General features: G+C 42.3%; 16 protein-coding genes. 14 read left to right on the top strand and 2 right to left on the bottom strand.

Annotated elements, in window-relative coordinates:
* From ABD692_RS13485 to ABD692_RS13435, 11 genes are all read left to right on the top strand, one after another.
* A complete protein-coding gene (locus ABD692_RS13485) occupies positions 1–450 on the top strand; it encodes a hypothetical protein (protein WP_344767801.1) in 450 nt (149 codons plus the stop codon).
* An 18-nt stretch (positions 451–468) separates the two neighbouring features.
* Positions 469–2,268 carry a RagB/SusD family nutrient uptake outer membrane protein gene (locus ABD692_RS13480; RefSeq protein ID WP_344767799.1) on the top strand — a complete coding sequence of 600 codons (1,800 nt, stop codon included), beginning with the start codon at positions 469–471 and terminating at the stop codon, positions 2,266–2,268.
* A gap of 31 nt (positions 2,269–2,299) precedes the next feature.
* On the top strand, positions 2,300–5,158 hold the full coding sequence (locus tag ABD692_RS13475; RefSeq protein WP_344767797.1) for a SusC/RagA family TonB-linked outer membrane protein: 2,859 nt from the start codon (positions 2,300–2,302) through the stop codon (positions 5,156–5,158).
* A 13-nt stretch (positions 5,159–5,171) separates the two neighbouring features.
* Positions 5,172–6,878 carry a RagB/SusD family nutrient uptake outer membrane protein gene (locus tag ABD692_RS13470; RefSeq protein WP_344767795.1) on the top strand — a complete coding sequence of 569 codons (1,707 nt, stop codon included), beginning with the start codon at positions 5,172–5,174 and terminating at the stop codon, positions 6,876–6,878.
* Positions 6,879–6,889: 11 nt separating this feature from the next.
* Positions 6,890–7,450 (top strand): hypothetical protein, encoded by a 561-nt coding sequence (locus ABD692_RS13465; RefSeq protein WP_344767793.1) that lies wholly within the window; start codon positions 6,890–6,892, stop codon positions 7,448–7,450.
* 27 nt (positions 7,451–7,477) lie between these two features.
* Positions 7,478–9,037, top strand: a complete 1,560-nt coding sequence (locus ABD692_RS13460; protein WP_344767791.1) for an FG-GAP repeat domain-containing protein — start codon at positions 7,478–7,480, stop codon at positions 9,035–9,037.
* A gap of 202 nt (positions 9,038–9,239) precedes the next feature.
* Positions 9,240–9,947: a ThuA domain-containing protein gene (locus ABD692_RS13455; protein ID WP_344767789.1), complete on the top strand. Its 708-nt coding sequence runs from the start codon at positions 9,240–9,242 to the stop codon at positions 9,945–9,947.
* Positions 9,948–9,971: 24 nt separating this feature from the next.
* Positions 9,972–13,391, top strand: coding sequence for a ThuA domain-containing protein (locus tag ABD692_RS13450; protein ID WP_344767787.1), 3,420 nt, complete (start codon positions 9,972–9,974; stop codon positions 13,389–13,391).
* A 151-nt stretch (positions 13,392–13,542) separates the two neighbouring features.
* Positions 13,543–15,036: a DUF5060 domain-containing protein gene (locus ABD692_RS13445; RefSeq protein ID WP_344767785.1), complete on the top strand. Its 1,494-nt coding sequence runs from the start codon at positions 13,543–13,545 to the stop codon at positions 15,034–15,036.
* Positions 15,037–15,234: 198 nt separating this feature from the next.
* A complete protein-coding gene (locus ABD692_RS13440; RefSeq protein ID WP_344767783.1) occupies positions 15,235–16,266 on the top strand; it encodes a glycoside hydrolase family 26 protein in 1,032 nt (343 codons plus the stop codon).
* 9 nt (positions 16,267–16,275) lie between these two features.
* Positions 16,276–17,424, top strand: a complete 1,149-nt coding sequence (locus tag ABD692_RS13435) for an esterase (RefSeq protein WP_344767781.1) — start codon at positions 16,276–16,278, stop codon at positions 17,422–17,424.
* Position 17,425: 1 nt separating this feature from the next.
* On the opposite strand, the gene ABD692_RS13430 is transcribed toward ABD692_RS13435, so the two are convergent.
* Positions 17,426–18,301, bottom strand: a complete 876-nt coding sequence (locus ABD692_RS13430; RefSeq protein WP_344767779.1) for an AraC family transcriptional regulator — start codon at positions 18,299–18,301, stop codon at positions 17,426–17,428.
* Positions 18,302–18,604: 303 nt separating this feature from the next.
* On the opposite strand from ABD692_RS13430, the gene ABD692_RS13425 reads away from it, so the two are divergent.
* From ABD692_RS13425 to ABD692_RS13415, 3 genes are all read left to right on the top strand, one after another.
* Positions 18,605–19,798 carry an AGE family epimerase/isomerase gene (locus tag ABD692_RS13425; protein WP_344767777.1) on the top strand — a complete coding sequence of 398 codons (1,194 nt, stop codon included), beginning with the start codon at positions 18,605–18,607 and terminating at the stop codon, positions 19,796–19,798.
* A gap of 353 nt (positions 19,799–20,151) precedes the next feature.
* Entirely contained in the window at positions 20,152–21,558 is a 1,407-nt protein-coding gene (locus ABD692_RS13420; protein WP_344767775.1) for a glycoside hydrolase family 30 protein, read from the top strand.
* Positions 21,559–21,560: 2 nt separating this feature from the next.
* Positions 21,561–23,132: a carboxylesterase/lipase family protein gene (locus ABD692_RS13415; protein ID WP_344767773.1), complete on the top strand. Its 1,572-nt coding sequence runs from the start codon at positions 21,561–21,563 to the stop codon at positions 23,130–23,132.
* Between the two features lie 1,281 nt (positions 23,133–24,413).
* On the opposite strand, the gene ABD692_RS13410 is transcribed toward ABD692_RS13415, so the two are convergent.
* Positions 24,414–25,322: a hypothetical protein gene (locus ABD692_RS13410; protein WP_344767771.1), complete on the bottom strand. Its 909-nt coding sequence runs from the start codon at positions 25,320–25,322 to the stop codon at positions 24,414–24,416.
* Position 25,323 lies beyond the last annotated feature (1 nt).

The following is a 25,323-nucleotide window of genomic DNA, read 5'->3' as shown; positions in this document are numbered from 1 at the left end:
GTGCTTTTCATCGGCAAAAGCAAAGGTTCATTTAATATCAATAACGGAATGAATCATCCATTTGTGAAAAATGCAGGAAACGCATTCCAATGGCAGTTTGACGGTAGATGGACCCCTGAGAAGGTAGCCAATGGGGAGAAGATAACTTTTCCTAGAGCCACCATCGCCGGTTCAGCCAGTGAGGCAAACAATTACCAAAATTCTGATTTCTGGTTAGTTTCTACAGCTTTTAAGAAGTTAAAAAATATAGAACTCGGTTATACTTTCAATAATTACGGATTTATGAAAAAAGCCCGCATCAGTTCTCTTAGAATTTATGCAAATGGCAATAACCTTTTCACATGGGACAATGATTTTGATGAGATTGACCCTGAACAAACTGATAGCGGAACTTCTTACCTTTTTCCGCTAACCAGGGCTTTCGTTTTCGGCGCCAATATTCGTTTTTAAACCTGATTATCAAAAAATATGAAAAAGATAATTTACTTCATCTCCGCAATAATAGGCGCAACTGGCCTTTATTCTTGCCAGAAAGAATTTTTAGAAAAACCTGAAACTACAGGGAATACGACTATAGAGACGGTTTTTGCCTCCTCTGTTGAGGCGACCAAGGCGCTCGCCAATGCGTACAGGACTTCGCTTTGCCAAGGTCTTTTTGATAATGGCGGCACCAATATCGGAAACGGCACACTTTCCGGCATTTCTGGCGAGGCCATGCCTGGAGAAAGCTGGGCGGATATTTATGCTGCTTACAGTTTAGCAGGACTTACCTCAGAAAGGAGTACTGATAATTTTGCAAATAACTTTGTAGCCATCAGGCGTAACTACATCATCTCAGAAAACATTGATAAGGTCCCTGATATGGATGGGGCCACGAAAGGTTACGTAAAAGCTGAAATGGCTGGCTTAACCGCCTACCGTTATATGGGCATGTTCATCCGTTATGGCGGTGTGCCGATTGTGAATAAAACCTTTATTTCTTCAGATGATTTAGCTATTCCCCGGGCTACCCTGCAGGCAACACTCGATAACATTATCCAGTTAAGCGATGCTGCTTACGCCGGGCTTCCAGACAGCTGGCCGGATAAATCTGTAGGCAGGCTGACTAAAGGCGCTGCACTGGCGATAAAAGCCAGAGCATTGCAATATGCTGCAAGACCTTTATTTAATTCGGCAACACCGTATTTGAGTTTAGGGGCAAACAACAATATGATATGCTTTGGAAACGTAAGTCAGCAAAGATGGACTGATGCGGTTACCGCCAACGAAGCTGTCATTGCGTGGGGAAAAAGTCATGCTACCGACATCATCAATACCGGAGGTGGTGCAAATACCCCGAACCCCAATGCACTTGATGACTACGGAACTGCAACCTCAACACCAAATAATAAAGAAATATTACTGGCCTATAAATTGGATAATAATGCCAATAACATTAAAATGTTCAAGTTCTATATCCCTGTCCGAGGATCTTCAGGAAGAGGCGGTAATGACATTAATAACGAAAGATATCTAACGGATAATGCAGGGATGATCACCAATTTCCTTCGCATTTATTATAAAGCAGATGGTACTAACCAGGACTGGCCAAAGGTAGGAGATGCGGCAAGACCATACACCGACTACAATACGCGTATGCAGCAGATGGAGCCAAGATTTAAGGCAGATAATTATGCACATGGAATTGATGCCTGGAATAACCCGGGAAATTCAGTCTGGTCATATGATAACATCAATTCAGGGGTGAATATCTCAGGATCCGGAAAAGGCGACGCACAAAGCACCAAATTTTATTACAAAGCAGGTACTCGCTCGTGGTTTGAGTGGCCACTGTTCCGTATGTCTGAATTCTACCTGAATTTAGCTGAAGCATATAATGAACTGGGTAATACGGCCAAAGCGCTTCAGAACCTAAACATTGTACACAATAGAGCAGGTCTTCCAAGTATCACAGAAAGCGACCCTTCAGCGCTTCGCCTTTTAATACAACGGGAATGGAGCATAGAGTTTTATAAAGAAAACCGCAGGTATTTTGATGTTAAACATTGGAAGCGTTCTGATATTGCCAGTGGGGTGATTGGCGGGCAGTATGAAGAATTCAGGTTTACTTTTGCTCCTGGCAAAAGCAATCCAGCCATTACTGCAGATATATTATCCTACACCAATAACAATACTTTGAGCCCCTATTGGAACGCAAAGATGTATTTAGAACCCATTCCACTTTCGGAGATTAATAAACGCATACTGGTGCAAAACCCAGGTTATTAAACGCTGAAAACAAACTAACCATACAGGAAATATGACTAACCAATATATAAAAAGCACTGTTCTCTCCGCCTGCCTGCTCCTGGGCACAGCGATGAATATTGCCGCACAAAATAAAAGCCTAAGGGATAGCGCGGCCATGGATACCGCGCGCATAGAGCCGGGGAGGCTGCTTAATATCAAAAAAATTAACTCAACCGCTGCCGTCTCATCTGTGAGCGGTGAGGCTTTGTATCAAACCCCGACCATGAATTTAACCAATACACTGTACGGCAGGTTGAATGGCTTGAGTGTCAACCTTGGCTCAGGTGAGCCAGGTTATGATAATGCCGCGCTTGGAATCAGAGGCGTGGGATCGCTATCCTCGAGCTCTGCTGGTGGCTATAATACCTTTAAGGTATTTGTCGACGGCTTTGAAACCAATCTCAATTACCTAGCTTATCTCTCCGCTGCAGAAATTGAAAGCATCTCGATTTTAAAAGATGCAGCAGCACTTGCCACATTCGGGATGCGCGGGGCCAATGGGGTGATTTATGTCCTCACAAAAAGAGGAAAAGTCGGTAAGCCGACCATTTCTTTCCAGGCAAGGACCGGTATTCAGAAAGCGATCAACATCAATAAACCCCTTGATGCTTTCGGGTATGCTAGCCTGTATAACCAGGCCATTAGCAACGACAAAGGCAGGGTATGGTCGCCTCTTTATTCCCCTGCGCAGTTGCAAGGTTATAGAAACGGCACGGGAACCAATGTTGATTGGTTTGATCAGGTGTTAAAAAACCATGCGCCATATACTGACGGTGACCTGAGTTTTACCGGTGGGGATGATAATGCCAGGTACAACATCGTGATGGATTACGCCAACCAACAAGCCTTATATAATGTCAAGCAAACCGATGCCACTTCAAATTCGACAGTCAAACGTTATAATTTGAGATCAAACCTGGACTTTAAAATGTTTGACATATTTGAAGCTAAGGTAGATCTTGGCGCTAGAATTGAAGACCGCAAAGCGCCAAACTACAGCGGAGCCAACCTGTGGCAAAATCTCTCGCGTTATCCATCCAATATTTATCCGGTAAGGGATGGGGCTACCGGAAATTACTCTGGCACCTCGCTTTTTCCCGATAACCCCGTAGCATCTATCAATTCACTTGGCTGGTTTTCTTCTCACAGGCGCATCCTTCAGGGAAATTTCACACTGAAAGAGCGTTTGGATGAACTCACACCGGGCTTATATTTAAGTCAAGCCTATTCATTCAATAGCTATTCGCAGAGTAATTACTCTAAAACGGCAGATTATGCCCGGTTTTTTAATGGTCAGCCCGGTGGTCCAACAAACGTACTCACTCCGCTCAGAGCAACGGGCATGATTCCCGGTGGACAGGAAGACTGGAAACAGCTCATGGGTACAATCGGTTATGAGAGAAGTTTTGGAAAACACCAAATTTTATCTGCACTAAATTACCACCAGTCTGATTTTAAAAGCGATGGGGGCGCCGATGCTTATATCTATCGTTACCAAAATATCAGTGGACGGGCCAACTATAGCTATGATAACCGCTATGTTGCCGAACTTGGTTTTTCTTATTTCGGAGCAGATGGTTATGCGCCAGGCAACCGGTGGGGATTTTATCCCGCGATTTCTGCCAGCTGGATAGTTTCCAATGAGGAATTCTTAAAAGACAGCAAATCCATCAGTCTGTTGAAACTACGCGCATCTGCCGGAAAGACCGGAAGTATGGATTCAGAAACCCAGAATAGTGGACGCTTTCTCTATCAGCAGTATTACAATAACAGTGGCACTTTTTACACTGGAAACTCCAGCATCACGGGTAACTCGGGCCTAAATCAAAACATTTTAGCCAACCCCGATATCTTTGCCGAACAAAGCCTAAAATACAACTTTGGGGCAGAGGTGACTTTCTTTAAAAAACTCAGCCTGTCGGCAGATGTATTTTTAGATAAGCGTAGTGGTATCCTTACCCGCGACAATACCATTACCGGAATTTATGGCACAATAAATAGCTTTGCCAATCTTGGTAAAGTAACCAATAAAGGCTTTGAACTTTCTGCCAATTTCTCAGATAAAAAAGGAGATTTTAGTTATGGCATCTGGGGACAGGTGGCTTACAATAAAAACAGAATCGACTATTTTGCTGAAATTCCCCAGCCTTATGAATACAACCAGCAAACCGGGCGCTCAATAGCCCAGAATTATGGCCTTGTTTCAAACGGGTTTTATCAACTCGAAGATTTTAATGCCAATGGCACATTAAAAGGCGGTCCGGTGCCTGCCTTTGGCCTTGTTCAGCCTGGAGACTTAAAATACCAGGACCTTAACGGGGATAATATTATTGATGAAAAGGACATTACCTCAGTTGGTAAATCCCTATTTCCGCAAATGACTTATTCCTTTGGTGCAAACTTTAGCTATAAAGGTTTTGACTTAAGTGCACTATTTCAGGGTATTGGCAGCTCATCAGTGAATATTTTAAGTGCAGCCCCTAATCAGATTCAAGCCTTCGTTGGCAATGGAAATGTATTTCCGGTTGCACAAAATGCATGGGCTTATTATCCGGACCAGGGCATTGATACCAGGGCTAGCGCGAATTATCCACGCTTAACTACGGCCGCGAACAATAATAATTACCGCGCGAGTGACTTTTGGGTGAAAAGCAGGGATTTCCTGCGACTGCGTAACGTAGAATTAGGTTATACTTTTAGTCCTGCTTTTGTTAAAAAGCTTTCACTTTCTAACCTGCGCTTTTATGTAAATGCTGTCAATCCATTAACCTGGAGCAGGCTGGAAAAAGACTACGGATTAGACCCGGAAACGCTAAGCGCTTATCCAGGCATTAAATCATTCAATACCGGGCTGTCGGTTACTTTTTAATTTAAAAAATAAAATGATGAAAATCAGAGCACCATATTTGACCCTCTTTTTCGCCGGCCTGCTTTTAATCAGTGCCTGTAAAAAAGATTTTTTGGATACCAGGATGGATACACTTCCAACACCAGAAACCATTCAGACCACAAGAAGTTCGCTGACCGGCTTTGCGAATGCATTTTATGCACCGATTGGTTTTGCTGTAGGATTTACTACTTTAGACAATAGCTTTTTTGAAGCTGCCACCGATGATGCACAGCAAACCCTAACCTTCGCCCAAGGGGTAATCCCTTTTAATCAGGCGACTTTGAGTGAGGCTAACCCTTCGACAGAGGTAAACAAGTATTATGCCTGCTACGAAGGTATCCGCGCGGCGAATTTCTTTTTGGATTATTCTAAAAACTGGAAGGCAATGATCAGCCAGAATCGCGATACCCTGACGGACGTGACAAATTATAACCGCGATAAACTCTTCATCAGTGCTTACCGTGGTGAGGCGCATGTTGCAAGGGCCTATTATTATTCTGAACTTATTAAACGCTATGGCGGGGTACCTATTGTCAGCAAAACGCTGCAGCAGGCTGGTGGCGATTTAGCAGTGGCAAAGTCCAGTTATGATCAGGTGGTTGATTATATCGTTTCCGAAATCGATACCTACAAAGACTCTTTAGTTGTGAGCTGGAAAACTAATGGTTTTTCAGACCAGGATGGACGTTTCTCTAAAGGGTCAGCGCTGGCGATAAAAGCACGTGTACTTTTATACGCGGCAAGTCCTTTGCATAACCCATCAAATGATCCAGCCAAATGGGTCAGGGCAGCGGCCGCCGCCAGGGAAATTATCAGTACGCCTGCATTTGGTTACGCGCTTCATACCGGAGGGTACGGGAATTATTTTCAGGGAAATAATTCACTCAATAGCGCCGAAACCATCCTTGCTATTCGCAGGCCTGCATCCAATGATTTAGAGCGTGCCAATTATCCCATTACAACTACTGGTGGCGCGAGTGGGGTGACCCCATCCCATAACCTTGTGGCCGAGTATGAACTCAAAGGCAGCGCCGATCCTGCCAACATTTATGCAAACCGCGATCCAAGACTTTCAGAAACGGTGGTATTAAATGGCAGCAGTTGGAACGGTCGTACCATTGATCAGTCCGCGGGTGCAAGTGATGATATGGCTAAAACCAATACTTCTCGCACAGGCTATTACTTAAAAAAATTCCTGGCGCCAAATCTGGATTTAGTGAACAACGCCACCGCGCAACATCAGTGGGTAGCCTTTCGTTATGCTGAGGTGTTGCTTAATTACGCTGAGGCGATGAATGAGGCTTACGGTCCGGATGGCACAGCGCCTGATGCGCCAGCGGCGATGACCTCCAGAACAGCACTGAATATGGTGCGTTCAAGGGTAGGAGTGGCTATGCCAGCAGTTTCGATAGGGGGTAAAGATGCTTTTCGCGCAGCAATTAAGCATGAACGCAGAATTGAACTGGCCTTTGAAGACCACCGCTACTGGGATCTGCTTCGATGGAACGATGCTGGCACACTATTAAATCAGCCTATCAAGGGGGTTAAGGTAAGTAAAAATACAAATGGCAGCTTCAGTTATAACATTGTTGATGTCGCTACACGGACCTTCAGGGCTCCGGCGATGTATTACTTGCCGTTTCCAAGAGCGGAAGTTGTGCGCTCAAACGGATCAATTACCCAAAATCCAGGCTATTAATTTTAAAAGCAATGAAAAAAATATTTTATAATTCCGCCATTTTGCTTGCGCTATGCGCCGTGGCGCTTTTGTTCTCCTGCGAAAAAAACGATCAGGACTTAGATTATGGTGATGCTAAAATTTATATGCCCCAGGGCTTAAGCTCGAACCTTAATTACCTGGTACCAAAAGGTCTGGATTCTGCTTCTCGGAATTACACTTTGGATACAAAGAATAATCAGCTCAAGGTGATTCTCGGTGTAGCAAGGAGTGGAAAGACCACTGATGAGGGCTACTCGGTAAATATCAGCACCAGGGCAGATACCATCAACACTTTGATAGCATCAAACCTGCTAACTAATACAGTACTCCTGCCGGACGGACTCTACAGGCTTCCTGGAAGTATTTCCGTGCCTGAGGGGCAGAGCGCAGGCACATTTTTGCTGAGCATTGATGCCGCCCAACTTAAATCGGGCTACAGCGGAAAAAAAGTAGCGCTTGCGGTGGCAATTTCCTCGCCAAGTAAATTTTCCTTAAGTGCGGTAAATAACAAGGTTATCGTAATTATCGACGTGAATGCGTTGAAACTTTGATAAAAGACTCGCTTACATCCCTAAAAATTGAGTAAAAGCAAAAGAAATATCATGATAATCACCATTGCGCTTTTTAGCGCAATGGTTTTTTATATCCTTGATAAATCAAACCTTAAAACTCCGAAACAAAACTTAAATTTTAGTACGGCAGATGAGCAGCGTGGTGAGTTGCTGGCTAAAAGATACTGCAGCTCCTGCCATCAATTTCCCGAGCCTGCCCTGCTGCCGAAAAACAGCTGGCGAGCTGCGGTACTTCCCGCAATGGGCATGTTTTTAGGAGTGGAAACCCCAAGCGTTTCGCTAAAGGCAGAGGGAGGGAATCTCATCCCCTCCAGTCCGCTATTATCCATAAAGGAGTGGCAGGCTATCAAAACCTATTATATTGATTCCGCCCCGGAAAGATTTGCTGAAGAGGAAAGAAAAGAAATTACGTTTGGCCTTCCATCTTTTGAAGTCCTGTTGCCAAAGCAAGATATTTTCTATAGTAATCTTGCTTTAGCAACTTACGTGAAAATTAGTCCGGAATCCAACCATTGTCTGCTTATCCAAAACGGTATATCAAACCAGTTGTACCAAATCAATGCCCGGCTAGATACTATGAAATCTTCAAAGCTGCCAGGGACCTTAGTGGATATGGATTTATCTGCCAGGCCTAATCTTGCCACTTTCATTGGGGAAAATTATATGGCTAGCCAAAGCAGTGGCGGGTGCGTTTACGAGCTCAGCCCTGCTGCACTTCATCAGCTTTCAGGCAGAAAACCGATATTTCCTTCACTTTCAAGGCCAGTTAAAAGTCTCAAAGCGGACTTAAATGGCGACGGGTTAAAAGATATTTTAATAGGTGAGTTTGGAAGATTCACTGGTCAGCTCTCATGGGCGCAGGCGAGTAAGAATGGTACTTACAAAAAGCACATTTTGAGACCGGTGCCTGGCATAATAGATTTTATGATAACCGATGTGAATGGTGATAATAAAGCGGACATTTATGCTTTATTTGCGCAAGGCGATGAAGGGATTTTTCTGTTTAGAAATCTTGGCAACGGTAAATTCGATACTGAAAAAGTATTAAGCTTCCCCCCGGTTTATGGATCGAGCAGTTTTGAACTCGTTGATTTTAACCAGGACGGCTTTAAAGACCTTTTGTATACCTGCGGGGATAACGCAGACCTCTCTCCGGTACTAAAACCCTACCATGGCATTTATATTTTTTTCGGTGATGAAAAAGGGAAGTTTAGAAAATCATTTTTTTATCCAATGAACGGCTGCTATAAAGCTATTGCCCGCGATTTCGATTTAGACGGGGACTTGGATATAGCTTCTATCAGCGCATTTCCTGCCGCATCGAGCCCTTGGGAAGCGTTCATCTATCTCCAAAATCAAGGCAATCTATCCTTTAAGGGTTTTACTTTAGCTAAAAACGTCCCTTTTCAAAAAGGACTAACGATGGATAGTGGAGATTTTAACGGGGATGGTAAAATAGACCTTTTACTTGGGAACAAATATTACAGCTCGGATAAAACTGGTAAAAGTCAGCCCTTATTTATGCTACTAAGAAATACTTCATCGGTAAGTAAAAAAACCAAATGAAAACCAACCAGAATTTTTTAAAGTCAGCCAGTGTATCTATAAACCTCAGCGCAGTGGAGACTTGTGCACATGCGCTGGGTAATACTTTCAAATGGCTTATAAAGCGCATTTAAGCTGAAGACCGGCACATTACAATCCATGAAGATGAGACCAGGATTTTATCGGAAGACATTTTTTATACTAAACAACTTTAAATACAGATATGAAAAATATATTTACTTTACTCCTTTGCATTAGCCTGAGTTTATTAACCAGCGCCCAGAAAAAAGTATTGATCTTTTCAAAAACAGCGCGTTACCACCATGAATCAATTGATGCAGGTATCAAAGCGATAAAAAAACTTGGCCTTTTAAACCATTTTTCTGTAGATCAAACTACAGATTCCTGCGCACTAAACGAGAAAAATCTAAAGCAATACGCTGCAATAATCTTTTTAAGCCCCTCTGGAAATATTATCGACAGCGCAGGAAAAGCAGCAATGCAAAAATTTATTCATTCGGGTAAAGGATTCGTCGGTATTCACGCGGCTTCCACGATAGAGAAAAACTGGAGTTGGTATGGAAAGCTTGTTGGCGGGGTATTCACCGGTCACCCCGAGCCTCAAACTGCAACCCTTCACCTGGAGGATAGCAACCATCCCGCTACTAAATTTTTTCCGCCATCCTTCTCCAGAAGAGATGAGTGGTATAACTTTCGGGACTTGCAAAGCGGGCTGCACGTATTGCTCAGCGTAGATGAAAAAAGCTACAATGGAGGCGAAAATGGCGCCCATCATCCTATCGCCTGGTACCATGACTTTGAAGGGGGAAGGAGTTTTTATACTGCGCTTGGCCATTTCCCGGAACATTATGAAGACCCTTTATTTTTAAAACACCTGCTCGCTGGTATACAGTATGCCTTGCAGGATTAATCCAGCCAATACGATAAAACTTCAATGATGAACAATTCACTACAAATAAAATATTATACGCTTCTAATAAGCCTGCTCCTTTTTTTTGTTGAGGCCTTTCAGGCGCCAAAGTCAAAACCAGCCTTGCTTATTTTTTCTAAAACTGCTGGCTGGCACCACAGCTCGATTCCTTCAGCAATTGCTGCAATAAAAAAGATAGCAGAACAAAAAGGATATAGCGTAGATACCACCACGAACGCAGCTTATTTTAATGAGCAAAAGCTCTCTGCTTACAACGCCGTAATTTTTAACTCAACAACTGGCAATGTGCTTAACGCAGAACAGCAAACGGCCTTCGAGCGCTACATTCAGGCCGGCGGAGGCTATGTAGGCATCCACTCCGCGGCTGATACCGAATACGATTGGAGCTGGTATGGACAACTCATCGGCGCTTACTTTGATTCCCATCCGCATAATCCAAATGTGCGTGAAGCTTCAATCCAGGTCAGCGATAAAAGCCATCCGGCAAGCAGCAATTTGCCGGAAAGCTGGACAAGAAGCGATGAATGGTATAATTACAGGTCTTTCTATCCCGGCATCAAGGTCCTGGCGAGCCTGGATGAGGATAGTTACGATGGAGGAACAAATGGCACCGGACACCCTATTATCTGGTATCATGAGTATGATGGCGGACGCGCTTTTTACACTGGTCTGGGGCATACCGAAGAAAGTTATTCAGAACCTTTATTTTTAGCTCAGCTTGCCGGCGGCATTGAGTATGCGCTTGGCAATGGGGCGAAGCTTGACTATGCTAAAGCCTATGCCAAACCAATCCCGGAGCAAAACCGCTTTACCAAGACTATCCTTTCCACCAACCTAAATTCCCCGATGGAGCTAGCTCTGAGCGAAGATGGCCGGATATTCTACACTGAACTTTTCGGTAACCTGTATGTCTATAATACCAAAACCCAAAAAAACACCCTGGTTGAAAAATTAGCGACCACCAATATCGGGGGTACCGGGCTCATTGGCATAACGCTCGATCCTGAGTTTGACAAAAACAACTTTATCTATCTTTATTACGCGCCAGAGGGCCAAAGCCAGGAACCACTTCATTTTAACCTATCCAGGTTTAGCTTATCAAAAATGAGTGTCTTGGACTTATCTAGTGAAAAAATACTACTGCGTGTTCCGGTTGAAAAAAACAGCGGCTCCCACCATGGCGGCTCGCTCGCCTTCGATAAGGAGGGAAATTTATACCTTTCAACGGGTGATAGCAGCAGCCCTTTTTCTTCTGAAGGTTACGCTCCGCTGGATGAGCGCCCGGGTGAAGTTAATTTTAGCGGCGATGCTCAACGCAGCGCCGGTAATACCAATGATTTCAAGGGAAAAATTCTTCGCATACATCCCCAGGCTGATGGAAGCTACAGCATTCCACAAGGTAATTTATTCAAGCCAGGGACACCAAAAACAAAGCCTGAAATTTACGTGATGGGAACCAGGAACCCCTACCGAATTGCGATGAATCCAAAATCCTCGACCCTTTATTGGGGCGACATTGGCCCGGATGCGGGGCAGGAAAGCGAGCGGGGTCCAATGGGCTTTGATGAGGTGAACCAGGCTAAGTCCGCGGGCAACTACGGATGGCCCTATTTTGCTGGCGATAATCAGGCCTATGCGCATTGGGACTTTGCAAAAAAGACCGCCGGAGGCAAATTTGATCCTGAAAGACCAGTGAACCATTCGCCAAACAATACCGGGTTAAGCCAGCTGCCGCCGGCCAGGGGTGCGATGATCTGGTATCCTTACCTTGCTTCCAAGGAATTTCCTGAACTTGGGCTTGGAGGCAGATGCATCATAGGCGGAACTTTCTATAGCTATAAGCAAACTGGCGCTGTAAACCGCTTTCCGGAGTATTATGATGGCAAATTTTTTATTGCCGACTGGATGCGGAACTGGGTATTCGCCTTGAGTTTTGATGAAAAAGAAAACTATGTGCGAAATGAGCCTTTCATGGAGGCCAATGGAAATTTCAAAAGGCCCATTGATATGGCTTTTTCCAGCGATGGTATACTCTACATGCTCGAATATGGCTCTGTATATGGAGCGGCCAATGCGGATGCTTCCCTGGTGAAAATTGAATATAACACCGGAAACCGAGCACCTGTTGCCAAAGCAGAAATTATAAATGAAAAAGAACACCAGCGGTTGGACAAAACAGTATTTTTAACTTCCGAGCGAAAAAATTTCCCCTCCCATCGCAGCATTGCGGGTAAAGCGCCACTACTGGTAAACTTTCGTGGGCAAAAAAGCTATGATTTAGATGACGATGAGCAGCTCAGCTACCAGTGGCAATTTGAGGGCAAGGTTTTTGCGTCCAATAAAATTAACCCTGTATATACCTATAAAAAGCTAGGTACCTTTAAGGCCATTCTAACGGTACGTGATAAAAGCGGCGCCAGCGCAAAAGACACTTTAATCATAAAAGTCGGTAATACCCCGCCAGTGGTCTCTATTTCTAGCGCTGACAATAAATCATTTTTCTGGGCTGATAAACCCTTTACTTACGCCATCCAGGCCAGTGATAAGGAAGATCTAAAAATTGCACCTAAGCGCTTGAAGGCTTTTTATACTTACCTTTCGGCTGGTCAAAAAAATCAATCCGAGCAGCCCAGTTATTCAGGTAAAGCGCTAATGGCGGCCAGCGACTGTAAATCCTGCCATCTGGCGAATGCTAAGGCCATAGGGCCAAGTTACTTTGATATCGCCGCCCGCTACAGTTTCCAAAACGGCTCGGTAGAAAAACTTGCGGAAAAAATTATCAAAGGAGGTGGGGGAAGCTGGGGGCAAACAAGCGTGATGAGCGCCCACCCGCAACTTTCCACCAGCGATGCAAAAGAAATCGTAACCTATATCTTCTCTATGCCGCAGGAGAAAACCGCCCAGCGCATCGCGCTTGCCAAAACCGGCACACTGAAGTTAAATTCAATGAAAGATGAGCCTGAAGGTGGCTACCTGTTTCAAGTAAGCTATACCGATGGCGGAGCAAAGCCCATTGGGCCGCTTTCCAGCACCGAAGAATTTTTCTTACGAAGCCCGGTTATCAACCCTGCGCTGGCGGACGCTCATGTGGGTTTTGAGCGCTTCCGCAATAGTTTATCTGAAGGAGATAATAAGGCTTATATTTTATTAAAACAGACGGACCTAAATGGGATTAAAAATTTCACATTTAACTATGCCTCCACCATGGATGGAGAAATCGAGGTTAGGCGGGATTCGCGTGCAGGACCCTTAATCTCAAAAATTAGCTACAATTCAACCGGCTCGTTTGATAAATATGCTGATATCGTAAGTCCAGTCAACGCTCTCATCAAAGGCAGACATGACTTGTATTTTATCATGCGGCGCAGACAAAGTCCGTATAAAGGCATTATAAAGCTTGGCAGGATAACTTTTGGAAGATAATCCTCTTTGTTGTATCAATTATGTGAATAAAATTTGAGTACAGGATTTTGTTAAAATACTATTAACGCTCAATACATCCACTCTTGTAGATTTGAATCTAACACTAATGCTAACCAAATCCAATTTCCCGGGAAATTCCGGAATGAAACCTATGAAAAAAAATATCTCTTTTTGTTTTGCCTTTGTTATTTTGATGAGTTTTTCTGTGCAGGCGCAAAATCGTATTATAAAAACAACCCAGATTAATCCGGTTGTGAAAACCTATGAAAAAGCAGAATGGACAATCGAATTGCAGGCAGATTTTGATAATCCATATTTTCAGGAAGATTTAGCCCTTGACATGCAGCTTACTTCTCCTACTGGTAAAAAAATTAATCTGCCATGTTACTATGAATCCGGGGAAACTGGAAAGCGCTCGCTTTGGAAGGCGCGCTTCAGTGCCCAGGAAAATGGAAGCTATAAGTACAGGTTCGCGCTGCGCAAAAACGGCAAAGAGGTTTCTTTAAGCAAACCCTCTTCATTTAAAGTGTCAGCATCTAAGCTTAAAGGCATTTTGCATAAGGGCAATGACTGGACCTTCAGGTTCGATAATGGAGATGCTTTCAGGGGCATTGGAGAAAATATCTGCTGGGAATCAAGAGATGATGATGATTCAAAATATTTTAAAGACCTTCATGAGAATCCCAAGTATAACTATGAGTACATGCTCCCTTCGCTGGCTAAACATGGTGGAAATTATTTCCGGACCTGGATTTGTTCATGGAATTTGCCCCTGGACTGGAAAAGTGGAATAAATAACAGGCGATACAGCAATTCCCCGGCCTACTTTAATCCAAGCGCGATAGAAAAAATGGACCGAATGGTTAATTTATCTGATTCACTGGGCCTGTACATTATGCTCACTTTAGGTCCGGGATCTCATGATGCAAAAAATGGGCGTTATGGGGTTTCTTCTGCCAATTTTTTCATAGACGAAAAGGCTAAGGAGGAATACCGCAACCGCCTGAGGTTCATTATTGCCCGCTGGGGTTACAGCAGCGCGATAGGTGCCTGGGAGTTTTTTAACGAAATTGACAATGTTCAGTTCAGGGATAAAAACAATCCAATTCCAGCTGAACATATCGTACAATGGCACCAGGAAATGGCAGACTACGTCAAACAAACCGACCCCTTTAAACACCTGGTGACCACCAGCATTTCTCACCGGGATTTAAAAGGACTAAATTCCATAGATGCCATAGATTTTAACCAAAAACACATTTACAAAAACAACCGTGCCCTGCCTACCACCATTATAAGCTATACCAAAAACTATGGTAAACCATATGTGATTGGTGAATATGGCTATGAATATGACTGGTCTAAAAACTTCGATGATTTCGCTGATGGCATGGATTCAGATTTTAAACGTGGATTGTGGTATGGCCTTTTTTCACCAACGCCCGTCTTGCCGCTTTCCTGGTGGTGGGAGTATTTTGATAACCGTGGCACAGATAAATATATTGCTAATGTTCGCCGCATCCAGGACGAAATGATGCAGTCTGGAAAAGGCAGTTTTGATAGCCTGAGGGTGAAGAGCACTAATACGGCTATTGAAGTGTTTAGCGTAAAATGCGGCGCTGATATTTTTTATCTACCTGTATAACCCGAAAGCTGAAATCCAGAAAACTGATATTAGCTTGCCTGTTACCTTGTCAAATTATAAGCTTACTAAATATAACTGCGAAACCCAGCGTTTTGATGCAGATCTGAAAATTTCTGCTATTGGTGATAGCTTGGACATTAATAACTTAGAGCTTGCCCCTAATACAGATTTTGTTTACATTTTAAAGAAACCTTAAAGATGAAAAATAGCCGATACGCTTTAATTTTAATAATGCTTTTTAGCTTTAGCCATTCCGCTTTCGCGCAAAATCTTACTCGGCAGAAAGGGAAGAAAGACGTAAAAACGACGAAAGGCCCCACCCGGTTTAAATCACTGAATTACCTTTACTCGGTTTCGGGAAAATATACCATTTCTGGTATACATAACCGGGAACCAAATGCAGAACCAAAAAAATGGACGCAGGAAGTATTCAACACGACCGGCAAATATCCCGGGCTTTGGAGCGGGGATTTTCTATTCCAGTCTGAAAATATTCAAAACAGACAAACGATGATAAATGAAGCTGCGGAGCAGTGGAGGAAAGGAAGTCTTGTTAATATCATGTGGCACGCCTGTAATCCTGCGCTGGAGCAGCCATGCGGCTGGGATAAGCAAGGGGTGTTAAGTAAATTAAGTGATCAGCAGTGGAAGGAGCTTTTGACCGATGGAACTTTGATAAATACCAGGTGGAAGTCAATGATGGATGAGATCGCTTTATATCTAAGCCAACTCAAAGAAAAAAATGTGGAAGTGTTGTTCAGACCTTTGCATGAAATGAATCAGGGCGTTTTCTGGTGGGGCGGCAGGCCTGGTGCTGAGGGTACCAGAAAACTCTACCAGCTGACTCACGACTACTTAAGCAAAACCAAAAAGCTAGATAACCTGATTTGGGTATGGGACATACAGGATTTTAAAACCCTGGAAAAAGATGCGGTAGATTATAATCCTGGTGAAGATTACTGGGACGTTGCTGCGCTGGATATTTATGATGATAAAACAGGATTCAGCCAGGAGAAGTATGATATTATGGTAAAAGCTGGTGGCAAAAAGCCCATCGCCATTGGTGAATGTCAGGTATTTCCTACTGCGCAAGTGATGGCAAAACAGCCAAAATGGACCTTTTTTATGGGCTGGTCAGAATTAGTATTCTCACACAATACCCCTGCTCAATTAAACGCTTTAATGAAAGCTGACAACATCATCTCTTTGGATGAGATGCATGGCTGGTAAAATATACAAATGATGAAAAAAATTCTCTTTCTTCTTTTAAGCCTGGTTTCCTGCACAATCCTGGCGCAAAAACCTGCTAATACTTACAGCGTTCAGGGATGGTGGGGTCCGGCCTCTCCACCATATTCTCCGGTAGTGGAAAATGATAAAAGTATTGTTTTCAGGTTTAAAGCCAAGTCTGCCAAATCGGTTAAACTGCTTTTTGGTGAATGGGACATTAAGCCCGTAGAGATGCAAAAAGACACTGCAGGAAATTGGGAAATTAAGATTGCCCCGCAAAAGCCGGGAATTTATTCCTATGTGTTTTCTGTAGATGGAATTCAGACCCTTGATCCTAAAAACCCGGTTGTAAAATCCGGTACTGAGCTTTACGGGAGTATCGTGGAAGTGCCTGGTGATAAGGCAAGGTTTGATGAGATTCAAAACGTCCCGCACGGAATTTTGCAATCCATTAAATATCAGTCTTCGGCTTTGGGTAAACCTAGAGGGATGTGCATTTTTCTGCCTGCAGAATACCAGACTAGTCCAAAGCAAATTTTCCCTGTTTTATACCTGCGTCACGGTGGGGGAGACAATGAAACCAGCTGGAGCCAGAGCTCCGGGAAAGCGGATGTAATTTTAGAAAACCTTATCGCTGAAAATAAAGCAAAACCGATGCTTATTGTGATGACCAACGGGCTAACAGACGGCAGCTGGGCAGGAGGGAGCAGCAAAGAAGGGGTTGAGCAGTTGGAACAGGAACTTTTAAAGGACGTTATTCCATATGTAGAGAAAAATTACCGCGTCCGGGCGGATAAAAAATCCAGAGCCATCGCAGGGCTTTCCATGGGCGGCGGGCAGGCTTACTTAATTGGGCTCAAAAACCCAGATAAATTCAGCTACATTGGCGAATTTAGTGCAGGGTTGTTGAGTGATGCAAAATTTGATATTAATGAACGGGTGCCTGGGGCTTTTGCTAATCCAGCTAAACTGAACAAAGAAATTAGCCTGCTTTACCTCGCCTGCGGTAAAGAGGACCCAAGATACCAGGGACACCTGGCGTTAGATTATGATCTAAAAACAAAGGGAATCAACCATGAATTTCACGATAGTTCAGGCGGACATGAGTGGAGATTCTGGCGCGAGCAGCTCCATAATTTTATGCAAAAAATCTTTTAAATCAGATAAATACGCGCTTGCCAACATAGTTTTCTCGGAACTCTTTTGGCGTGCAGCCTTTTTTACTTTTGAAGGTACGGTTAAAGTTGGCCATATTATTAAAGCCGCAAATAAAGGCAATTTCAGCTACAGACTGGGTCGTGTCAATAAGCATTCTGCTGACATGTCCTAGCCTGATTTCGTTCAGCGAATCAATAAAGTTATAACCGGTGCGTTTTTTAATAAACCGGCTGAAGGATGCTTCTGGCATGTTGGCTATCTTGGCTACTTCAGAAAGGGTGATAAGCCTATTGAAGTTATTATTCATATACTCAAATACCTTTTCAATCCTTCTGCTATTATAATTATAATCCTCCTTAGTAAAACTGGAATCCGAAAGGAGTTTGGTATCCCTGGATATCGAGAGATCATGTAATATTGATAGTAGCTCTAATATCGAGTCAAAGCCACTTTTCTTACTCAAAGCCAAAAGACGCGGGGAAATGCGTTCAATGGTTTCCTTGGAAAAAAGCACACCACGCTTACTCTGCTCAAACATATTACGAATGAAAGAGAGCTGATTGCGCTTTAAAAACTTTTCATCCAATAAGTCCTTATGAAACTGAATGGTGACCTCTCTGATGTCCTCACTTACGCAATTATGAGTGAACCAGCCGTGGGATAAATTGGAGCCTACCAGCACCAATTCCTGCTCCTCTATTTCAGCTATATGATCACCTACAATCCGTTTCGCTCCGGCCGCATTGAGCACTAAGTTGAGCTCCATGTCCTCGTGGTTGTGCAGCGGGAAATCAAATTCTTGTTTGGTTCTGGAAAAAATGGTAAAACAGTCGTTCGGAGTCAAAGGGGTGATTTCCCTGATTACATTTTTAGACATATCATATTTGGTTATACAGGGCAATATAGTTAAAAAAACACTACAAGTTTAGCTCCAACTCTTAAGTGATATTTTGAATAAAATTGGGATAAAAGCTTAAAAGAGGGCTATATGGGCTTTCTGCTAAACTTTTTATAAAAAATTATACCATTTGTCTTAATTCTTAAGGTAAAATAATATCAAAAAATGCTCGAATAGTACAAGCGCTGTAGTCATAATGCATTTAGTACCAGCTTATGTTAAAAAAATATTAGTTTTATCAGTTCAGTCCAGTTAGTTTTAGCCAAATTAAATTTATAGATTATGCCAGCTACATCCCTTCCAAGCACTTCAGAAATTGAGTTCGAACTACAAGCCATACTCCGTTACTGGAAACAGCGCAGCAGAGATAATGAGTATGGTGGTTTTGTCGGCCAAATTGATCAATCAGAGCAGATTATCCCTAGCGCTGATAAAGGTTCAGTTTTAAATGCAAGGATTCTCTGGAGTTTTTCTGCCGCCTATTTAAGGACCGGCTCAAAGGAGGATTTAGAAGTCGCTGAGCGGAGCTACCTATACATAAAAAGCCATTTCATTGATTATACTTTTGGCGGGGTATACTGGACAGTTGATTTTAAGGGAAACGCGAAAGATAAAAAAAAACAAATCTATGCCATTGCATTTACCATTTATGGCCTTGCCGCCTATTTTAGCGCCAGTGGTGATGAAAATGCTTTAGTGCTTGCTAAATCCTTATATGCTGATATCGAAAAACATAGTTATGATATAAATGAGCTGGGATATTTTGAAGCTTTTGCCCGAAATTGGACGCAGTTAGATGATTTGCGCCTGAGTGATAAGGATGCAAATGAAAAAAAAACAATGAACACCCATTTGCACATTCTGGAGGCCTACAGTTTGCTATATACCTTGTGGCCTGATGAAGGCCTTAAACATCAGATAATAAAGCTGCTGGAGGTTTTTCGAACGTATATCTTAAAACCTGATGGCCATTTAGGGCTATTTTTTAATGAATACTGGGATCCTAAATCCGAGGCTATTTCTTACGGGCACGATATTGAAGCTTCCTGGTTATTGCTCGAAGCAGCTGAAGCTGTAAAAGAGGTTGAACTCATTACCGAATTTAAGCAGTTAGCCCTTAAAATCAGTTTAGCAGCGATAGAGGGTATTGATAAAGATGCGATGGTATATGAATTCAATCCAGAAAACGATCACCTGATTGCAGAAAAACACTGGTGGGTACAGGCCGAAGCCTTAGTAGGATTATATAACGCTTTCCAGATTTCTAAGGATGAAAGATTTCTTCAGCACTTCAATAAAATCTGGAACTATACCACTACTCAGCTCATTGATAAAACCAACGGCGAATGGTTTTGGGGCAGAAAAGAAGATGGCAGTTTGATGGCTGGAGAAGACAAAGCCGGATTATGGAAATGCCCATACCATAATAGCAGGGCCTGTTTAGAGCTGCTCAATAGAATTCAAACGCTAGCTTAAATTTGGCGGGAACGGGTGAGAGAAAAATAATAATTGCATCAGGCTAATTGCTAAATTCACAATTGCTGGAGAAAAGTTTAGTTAGGCCCTTGAGGCTGAGTGTATATTAAAAAGTAATCCCAGCTGAAACAATCTAAGCTCGGCCTTAAGAGAGAACTAATTGTCAAGGCTTATCCTGGAAATCTCGGAAAGGAAAGCTTGCAAAAGGAATAACCGTTTTGATGATTAGTATAGGGGATTGAGATTTGTTGGTCAAATTGGAGGCCATCAATTCAAAACATTATAAATTGTTAAAATCCTATTAAAAAAAGGGTAACCTGGGGCTTAAATTTGTGTAAACCAAGTATACCTTTATGCCCAGATACCCCCAGTTTATTTATGCGTTCAAGCTCGCGCTCTTTCTTATTTTAATCAATACTTTTACTTTTCAGCTTCAGGCACAACTCAAGCCGGAGGGTTGGGAGACCAGCAATGATAAAACGATGCTTTTATCAAAAATGAATAATTTTGAGCGAGGAGCTGGGCAGCCAGAAATCATTAACATCAACGCCGAAAAAAAATATCAATCTGTTGACGGGTTTGGTTTTGCGCTGACAGGTGGCAGCGCGCAACACCTCATTCGCATGTCCGCTCCGCAAAGGAAAAAGCTCTTAAGTGAACTGTTTGGAAATGGACCAGACCAGGTGGGGATTAGTTATCTTCGGGTAAGCATCGGGGCATCTGATCTCAATGAATATGTCTTTTCTTACGATGACTTAAAAGCAGGGGAAACTGATGCGGAGCTAAAGCATTTTTCCTTATCGCAGGATGAAAAAGATGTGGTGCCTGTTTTAAAGGAAATTTTAGCGATATCCCCAAAAATAAAGATTATGGGTTCTCCATGGTCGGCCCCGGTATGGATGAAGTCAAACCAAAATGTTCAGGGTGGAAGATTAATGGATAAGTATTATAGCACTTATGCAAATTACTTTATGAAATACATCCAGGCAATGAAAAGCCATGGAATTGTTATTGACGCGGTGACCATTCAAAATGAACCATTCAATGATGGCAATACCCCCAGTATGCAGTTTTTGGCCAAAGAAGCGCTTCTTTTTATCCGCGATCATCTCGGGCCCTCATTTAAACGAGCAGGTATAAAAACTAAAATTGTTCTTTACGACCACAATTGTGATGCCCCGGAATATCCCATTTCAATATTGGCAGACCGGGAAGCAGCAAGCTACATTGATGGTTCAGGTTTTCATTTATATGCCGGTCAGACTCCTGCGATGGGCAAAGTACATGATGCCTTTCCCAATAAAAACATATATTTTACGGAAATGATGGCTGTAAGCAAGGATGGAGGTTTCAATACCGCTTATCCTGTGGGAAGGATACTCATCGGTGCCCTACGGAACTGGAGTAAAAATGTGATTCTCTGGAACCTTGCTGCGGATCCTAAATATAACCCGCATACAGATAATGGCGGCTGCTCAATATGTCAGGGAGCGGTAACCATTGATGGAGATAAAGTTCAGCGGAACCTGGCCTATTATGTCATTGCGCATGCATCCAAATTTATTCCTTTTGGATCATCAAGAATTGAGAGCAGCCTGACCACAAAGGTTAGCAATGTAGCCTTTTTAACCCCGGAGGGAAAACGGGTCCTTATCGTCTCTAACAATTCGGCTGAACCACAAACGATCAAAGTCATTGAGGGAGGTCAATCTTTTTCTTACACTATAAATAAAAGCTCTTCAACGACCCATATCTGGTGATTATGATTAAAATAAAAAAGTATACTACGCTATTGCTGCTCTTATTTTCAGTGAGCCACGCTTTCGCTCAGAGCAAAATTACAAAGGATGAAACCTTGGTCACCCTCAAAGAAGGGAAAATTAAGGGCGCTATTTTGTCCAGCTCTGTGGTAGCTTTCAAGGGTATTCCTTACGCTGAAGCCCCCATAGGTGAGCTCAGATGGCGTTCACCAGTTCCTAAAAAGAACTGGAATGGAATAAAAAACGCGGTGGCTTTTGGTTCCAGGTCTCCTCAGCGCAACAGTTACGATGACATGGTATTTAGAAGCGATGAAGAAAGTGAAGATTGCCTGTACCTTAATATCTGGAAACCTCGGGTAGCGGATGGTAAGTCCTTGCCCGTGGTAGTGTATTTTCATGGAGGAGGGTTTTCCAGTGGGGATGGATCAGAGCCGAGGTATGATGGAGAAAGCATGGCGAGCAAAGGAGTTATTTTTATTACTATAAATTATAGGTTAAGTGTGTTTGGATTCTTGGCGCATACTAGCCTGTCCAAAGAAAGTAAACGGGGAAGTTCTGGTAATTACGGATTGCAGGATCAGAATGAAGCGTTGCGATGGGTGAAGCGCAATATTTCAGCTTTTGGAGGAAATTCGGATCAGATCACCATTGCTGGGGAATCTGCGGGTTCTATGTCGGTTTCTGCCCAGATGTGTTCACCACTTTCCAAAGGACTTTTTCAAGGGGCAATAGGGCAAAGTGGGTCGGTGTTAGGGTTTGAACCGCCTGTGAGCTTAGCAAATGCGGAGAAGATAGGTGCGGAATTTGCAAAAGCTTGCGGAGCAAATAGCATTGATGAGTTGCGAAAAATTCCGACTAAAGAACTTTTAAAGCGGTCAAAAGATTACTGGTTTCCCCTAACAATAGACGGTTACTTTTTCAAAGAACAACCACTTATTACCTACAGCTACGGGCGTCAGATGGATGTGCCACTCCTGGCTGGATGGAACTCGGCAGAGCGAAGCAGGAATACTATTCTTTCTAATCAGAAACCTACAGTTGAAAATTATAAGGCCGGAGTGGAAAAGCTCTTTATGTCCAAAAGCAAAGAAATATTGTCACTGTATCCGGCAACTGCAGATGAACAGGTCGCACAGTTAGCAACTGACCTTTCTAGCGATCGCTTTATTTCCTATTCTACATGGAAATGGATTGATGTGCATAGCAAAACAAACGGCTATCCAGTTTATCGATATTTGTTCTCTAGAAAACGTCCAGCTTTTATCGGACAGGGATCACACAATGCAGACGTCATGGGCGCGGTACATGCTTCGGATATTGAGTACGCCCTTGGGAATCTCAACCTAAATAAGAGTTATAACTGGGAGAGTGAAGATTTTGAAACTTCAAAAGTCTTTCAGTCTTATCTGGTAAACTTTATAAAAAGTGGTAATCCAAATGGAGACGGTCTTCCCAGGTGGTTTGGCCTTCAAAGCAGCATTCCCAAAGTTATGATTATTGATAATGATAGTAAATCTATACCTGAAAAGAACGGCAAAAGGTATATGCAGCTTGATGGAATACTGAATCCTTAGTTTCTTTTGTAATGCCTTTAATTTGTTAGTCATCGAGTGCTAATCCAATCTCGGAGCAACCGATTAATCTGAAACCGTTGAATCACACGCTATTCGCTGTATTTCGTTTCGTAGTAAATTTAGTAATTATTGCTGTGATATTTTTAGTATTTATTGTTGTGTTTATTTTTGTATTCGTTGTTGTTTTGCGTTTCGTGTTTTTCGTTTTTATGTTTGTTGCAGTGCTTGTTTTACGATCTGTATTCGTATTATCCTTTGTCAAATTGGATAAGCCAGAGCACATTGACCCCGTCTTACAGGAAATAAATTTGCTGTAAAGTTTTGCTTTTCTGTATTTTGGACAATTGGCAGAAAGGGGTCAAATTAATTGAATTATGCAATCAAGCAGCTTTCGTCTAAATAAACTTGCGGATTACAATGGTCTTTCACAGATAATACACGAAAAATCTTTAAAAAAATAAAGCCCTTGATTTATCATCAAGGGCAGTCTTTTAAGCAACCGAAACTAATACTAAAACTAATTTAGCTTAGCACAGCGGGAACACTTAGGTTTACCACCAGTTCCTTGACGGAGGTTCTCTTTTTCAATGTTGTTACCCTCTGTACACCTGTTGTCATCGTGGTAAACATTTTGTTTGATAGAGTGAAATGCAGCTACTTTTGCCATAATAATTTTGTTTAATAAATGAAATGTAAAAAAGCCCATTTGTCACTACAATTCATTACGGATATCCGTAAATCGATTTTTTTTTAAATTTTTAGCTACAATAGTCTTATGACAACAATTATTTTTTAATTGGAAAGGCACATTCCTAAGACCATATTCGTCCAATTCAAAACGCTAATCGACAAAAATCTATCTATAGATAATTAATTGTGCATTAATGAACGAATTGAACACATAGAGAGGCTTAATAGCTTTAGGTTTGAAGTATTTGCCAATCCACAAAATAGTCAATAAGTATATTAGAATTTAAAGAGGTTTGAAAAAATTAACTTGATTAAAATAGTTAGCATGTCCTTAGCTTGTTTTTAGTTATTGCTCCATCATTTATACAGAAAATATATTTTTTCTCTATCCAATATCAAAAGAAAGAGGCCCGCTGCAAGCACTTACCCTTTTTATGATGCAGCACCAATCTAATCCTACCCACACCGATAACAGTTATTGGAAAGTTTAGAATAAATTTTTAATCTAAAAGTGCTTCGAATAACAAACTGTCTACAAGCATTGCGCGAGAAGAGCAAATGGCACGTCCAAAGGAAGGGACGCGCCAAAGCTTATTTATTCGAGAGCAAATTCTTTATAATCGTATCCATATAGGTAGGCAAGTCTGTGCCCTTGATCTGATAATCTGTGATACCCATCTCTCTAAGCCAGTCCCCCCAATACTTGTTAAGTACATCCTCCTCAAAGGGCTTGCCTTTCTGCGGGTTTATGCCAATCACCAAAACTTTCAGGGCTTGAAGGCCGGAAGTTGCAGGTAAGAACCCGAACTTTCCTTTATTCATTCTATCTGAGTAATCAGGCACATTCAGCTTGGCTTCTTGTATCAATTGTGGGCTCAAAAAAGAAGTTTGATTTCCAACCTTCAACTTGTTTTCCCTATGATAAAGGTAACCGTCGGTCAATATGACAAGTATATTATTATGAGCAGGCAAAATGCATTGGTCTTTTACTTTGTTCTTAAAAAAGCTCCAGATGTCAGCCCCGATGTACTTATTTTCCTTCAGTGCTACCTGATATATCTTTTGAGAAGATGAAATATATTCAGGTGTGATGCTTGCGATTTTATCAGGCGTAACGGTGGATTTGTCGAAGAGAAATTTCATCTTTCTTGCTAATTCGTTTATTTCTTTCGATTTAGGCTCAGGTTCGAAAAAAAGTTGCATGCTTTCATGCATGCTGCTAATTTTCGTTCGGTTTACATGCTCCTGAAAAGCCTTCGCTAGACTTTTTATATAACCTAAGTCTCTTTGATAAATTTCCATCGTCTGGTTTGGGTATTTTTTTGGATCTATCCTATCTGAAAGGTCCAGGAAAATACTCAGGTTAAGGTTTTTGTTTAGGTTTTTTTGGCTGACCGGGTTTTCTTGTTTTGCCTGTTTTGTTTCTGGATTACAGCAGGTATGACCAATCAAAATCATCAAAATGGCGGTCGCCAGATTTAGGCCTTTATAGTTTTTCATA

This window comes from Pedobacter ginsengiterrae (assembly GCF_039537385.1).
GTDB lineage: Bacteria > Bacteroidota > Bacteroidia > Sphingobacteriales > Sphingobacteriaceae > Pedobacter > Pedobacter ginsengiterrae.
The sequence above is the reverse complement of the archived record's forward strand: the minus strand, read 5'-3'. Positions and strand labels throughout refer to the sequence as shown.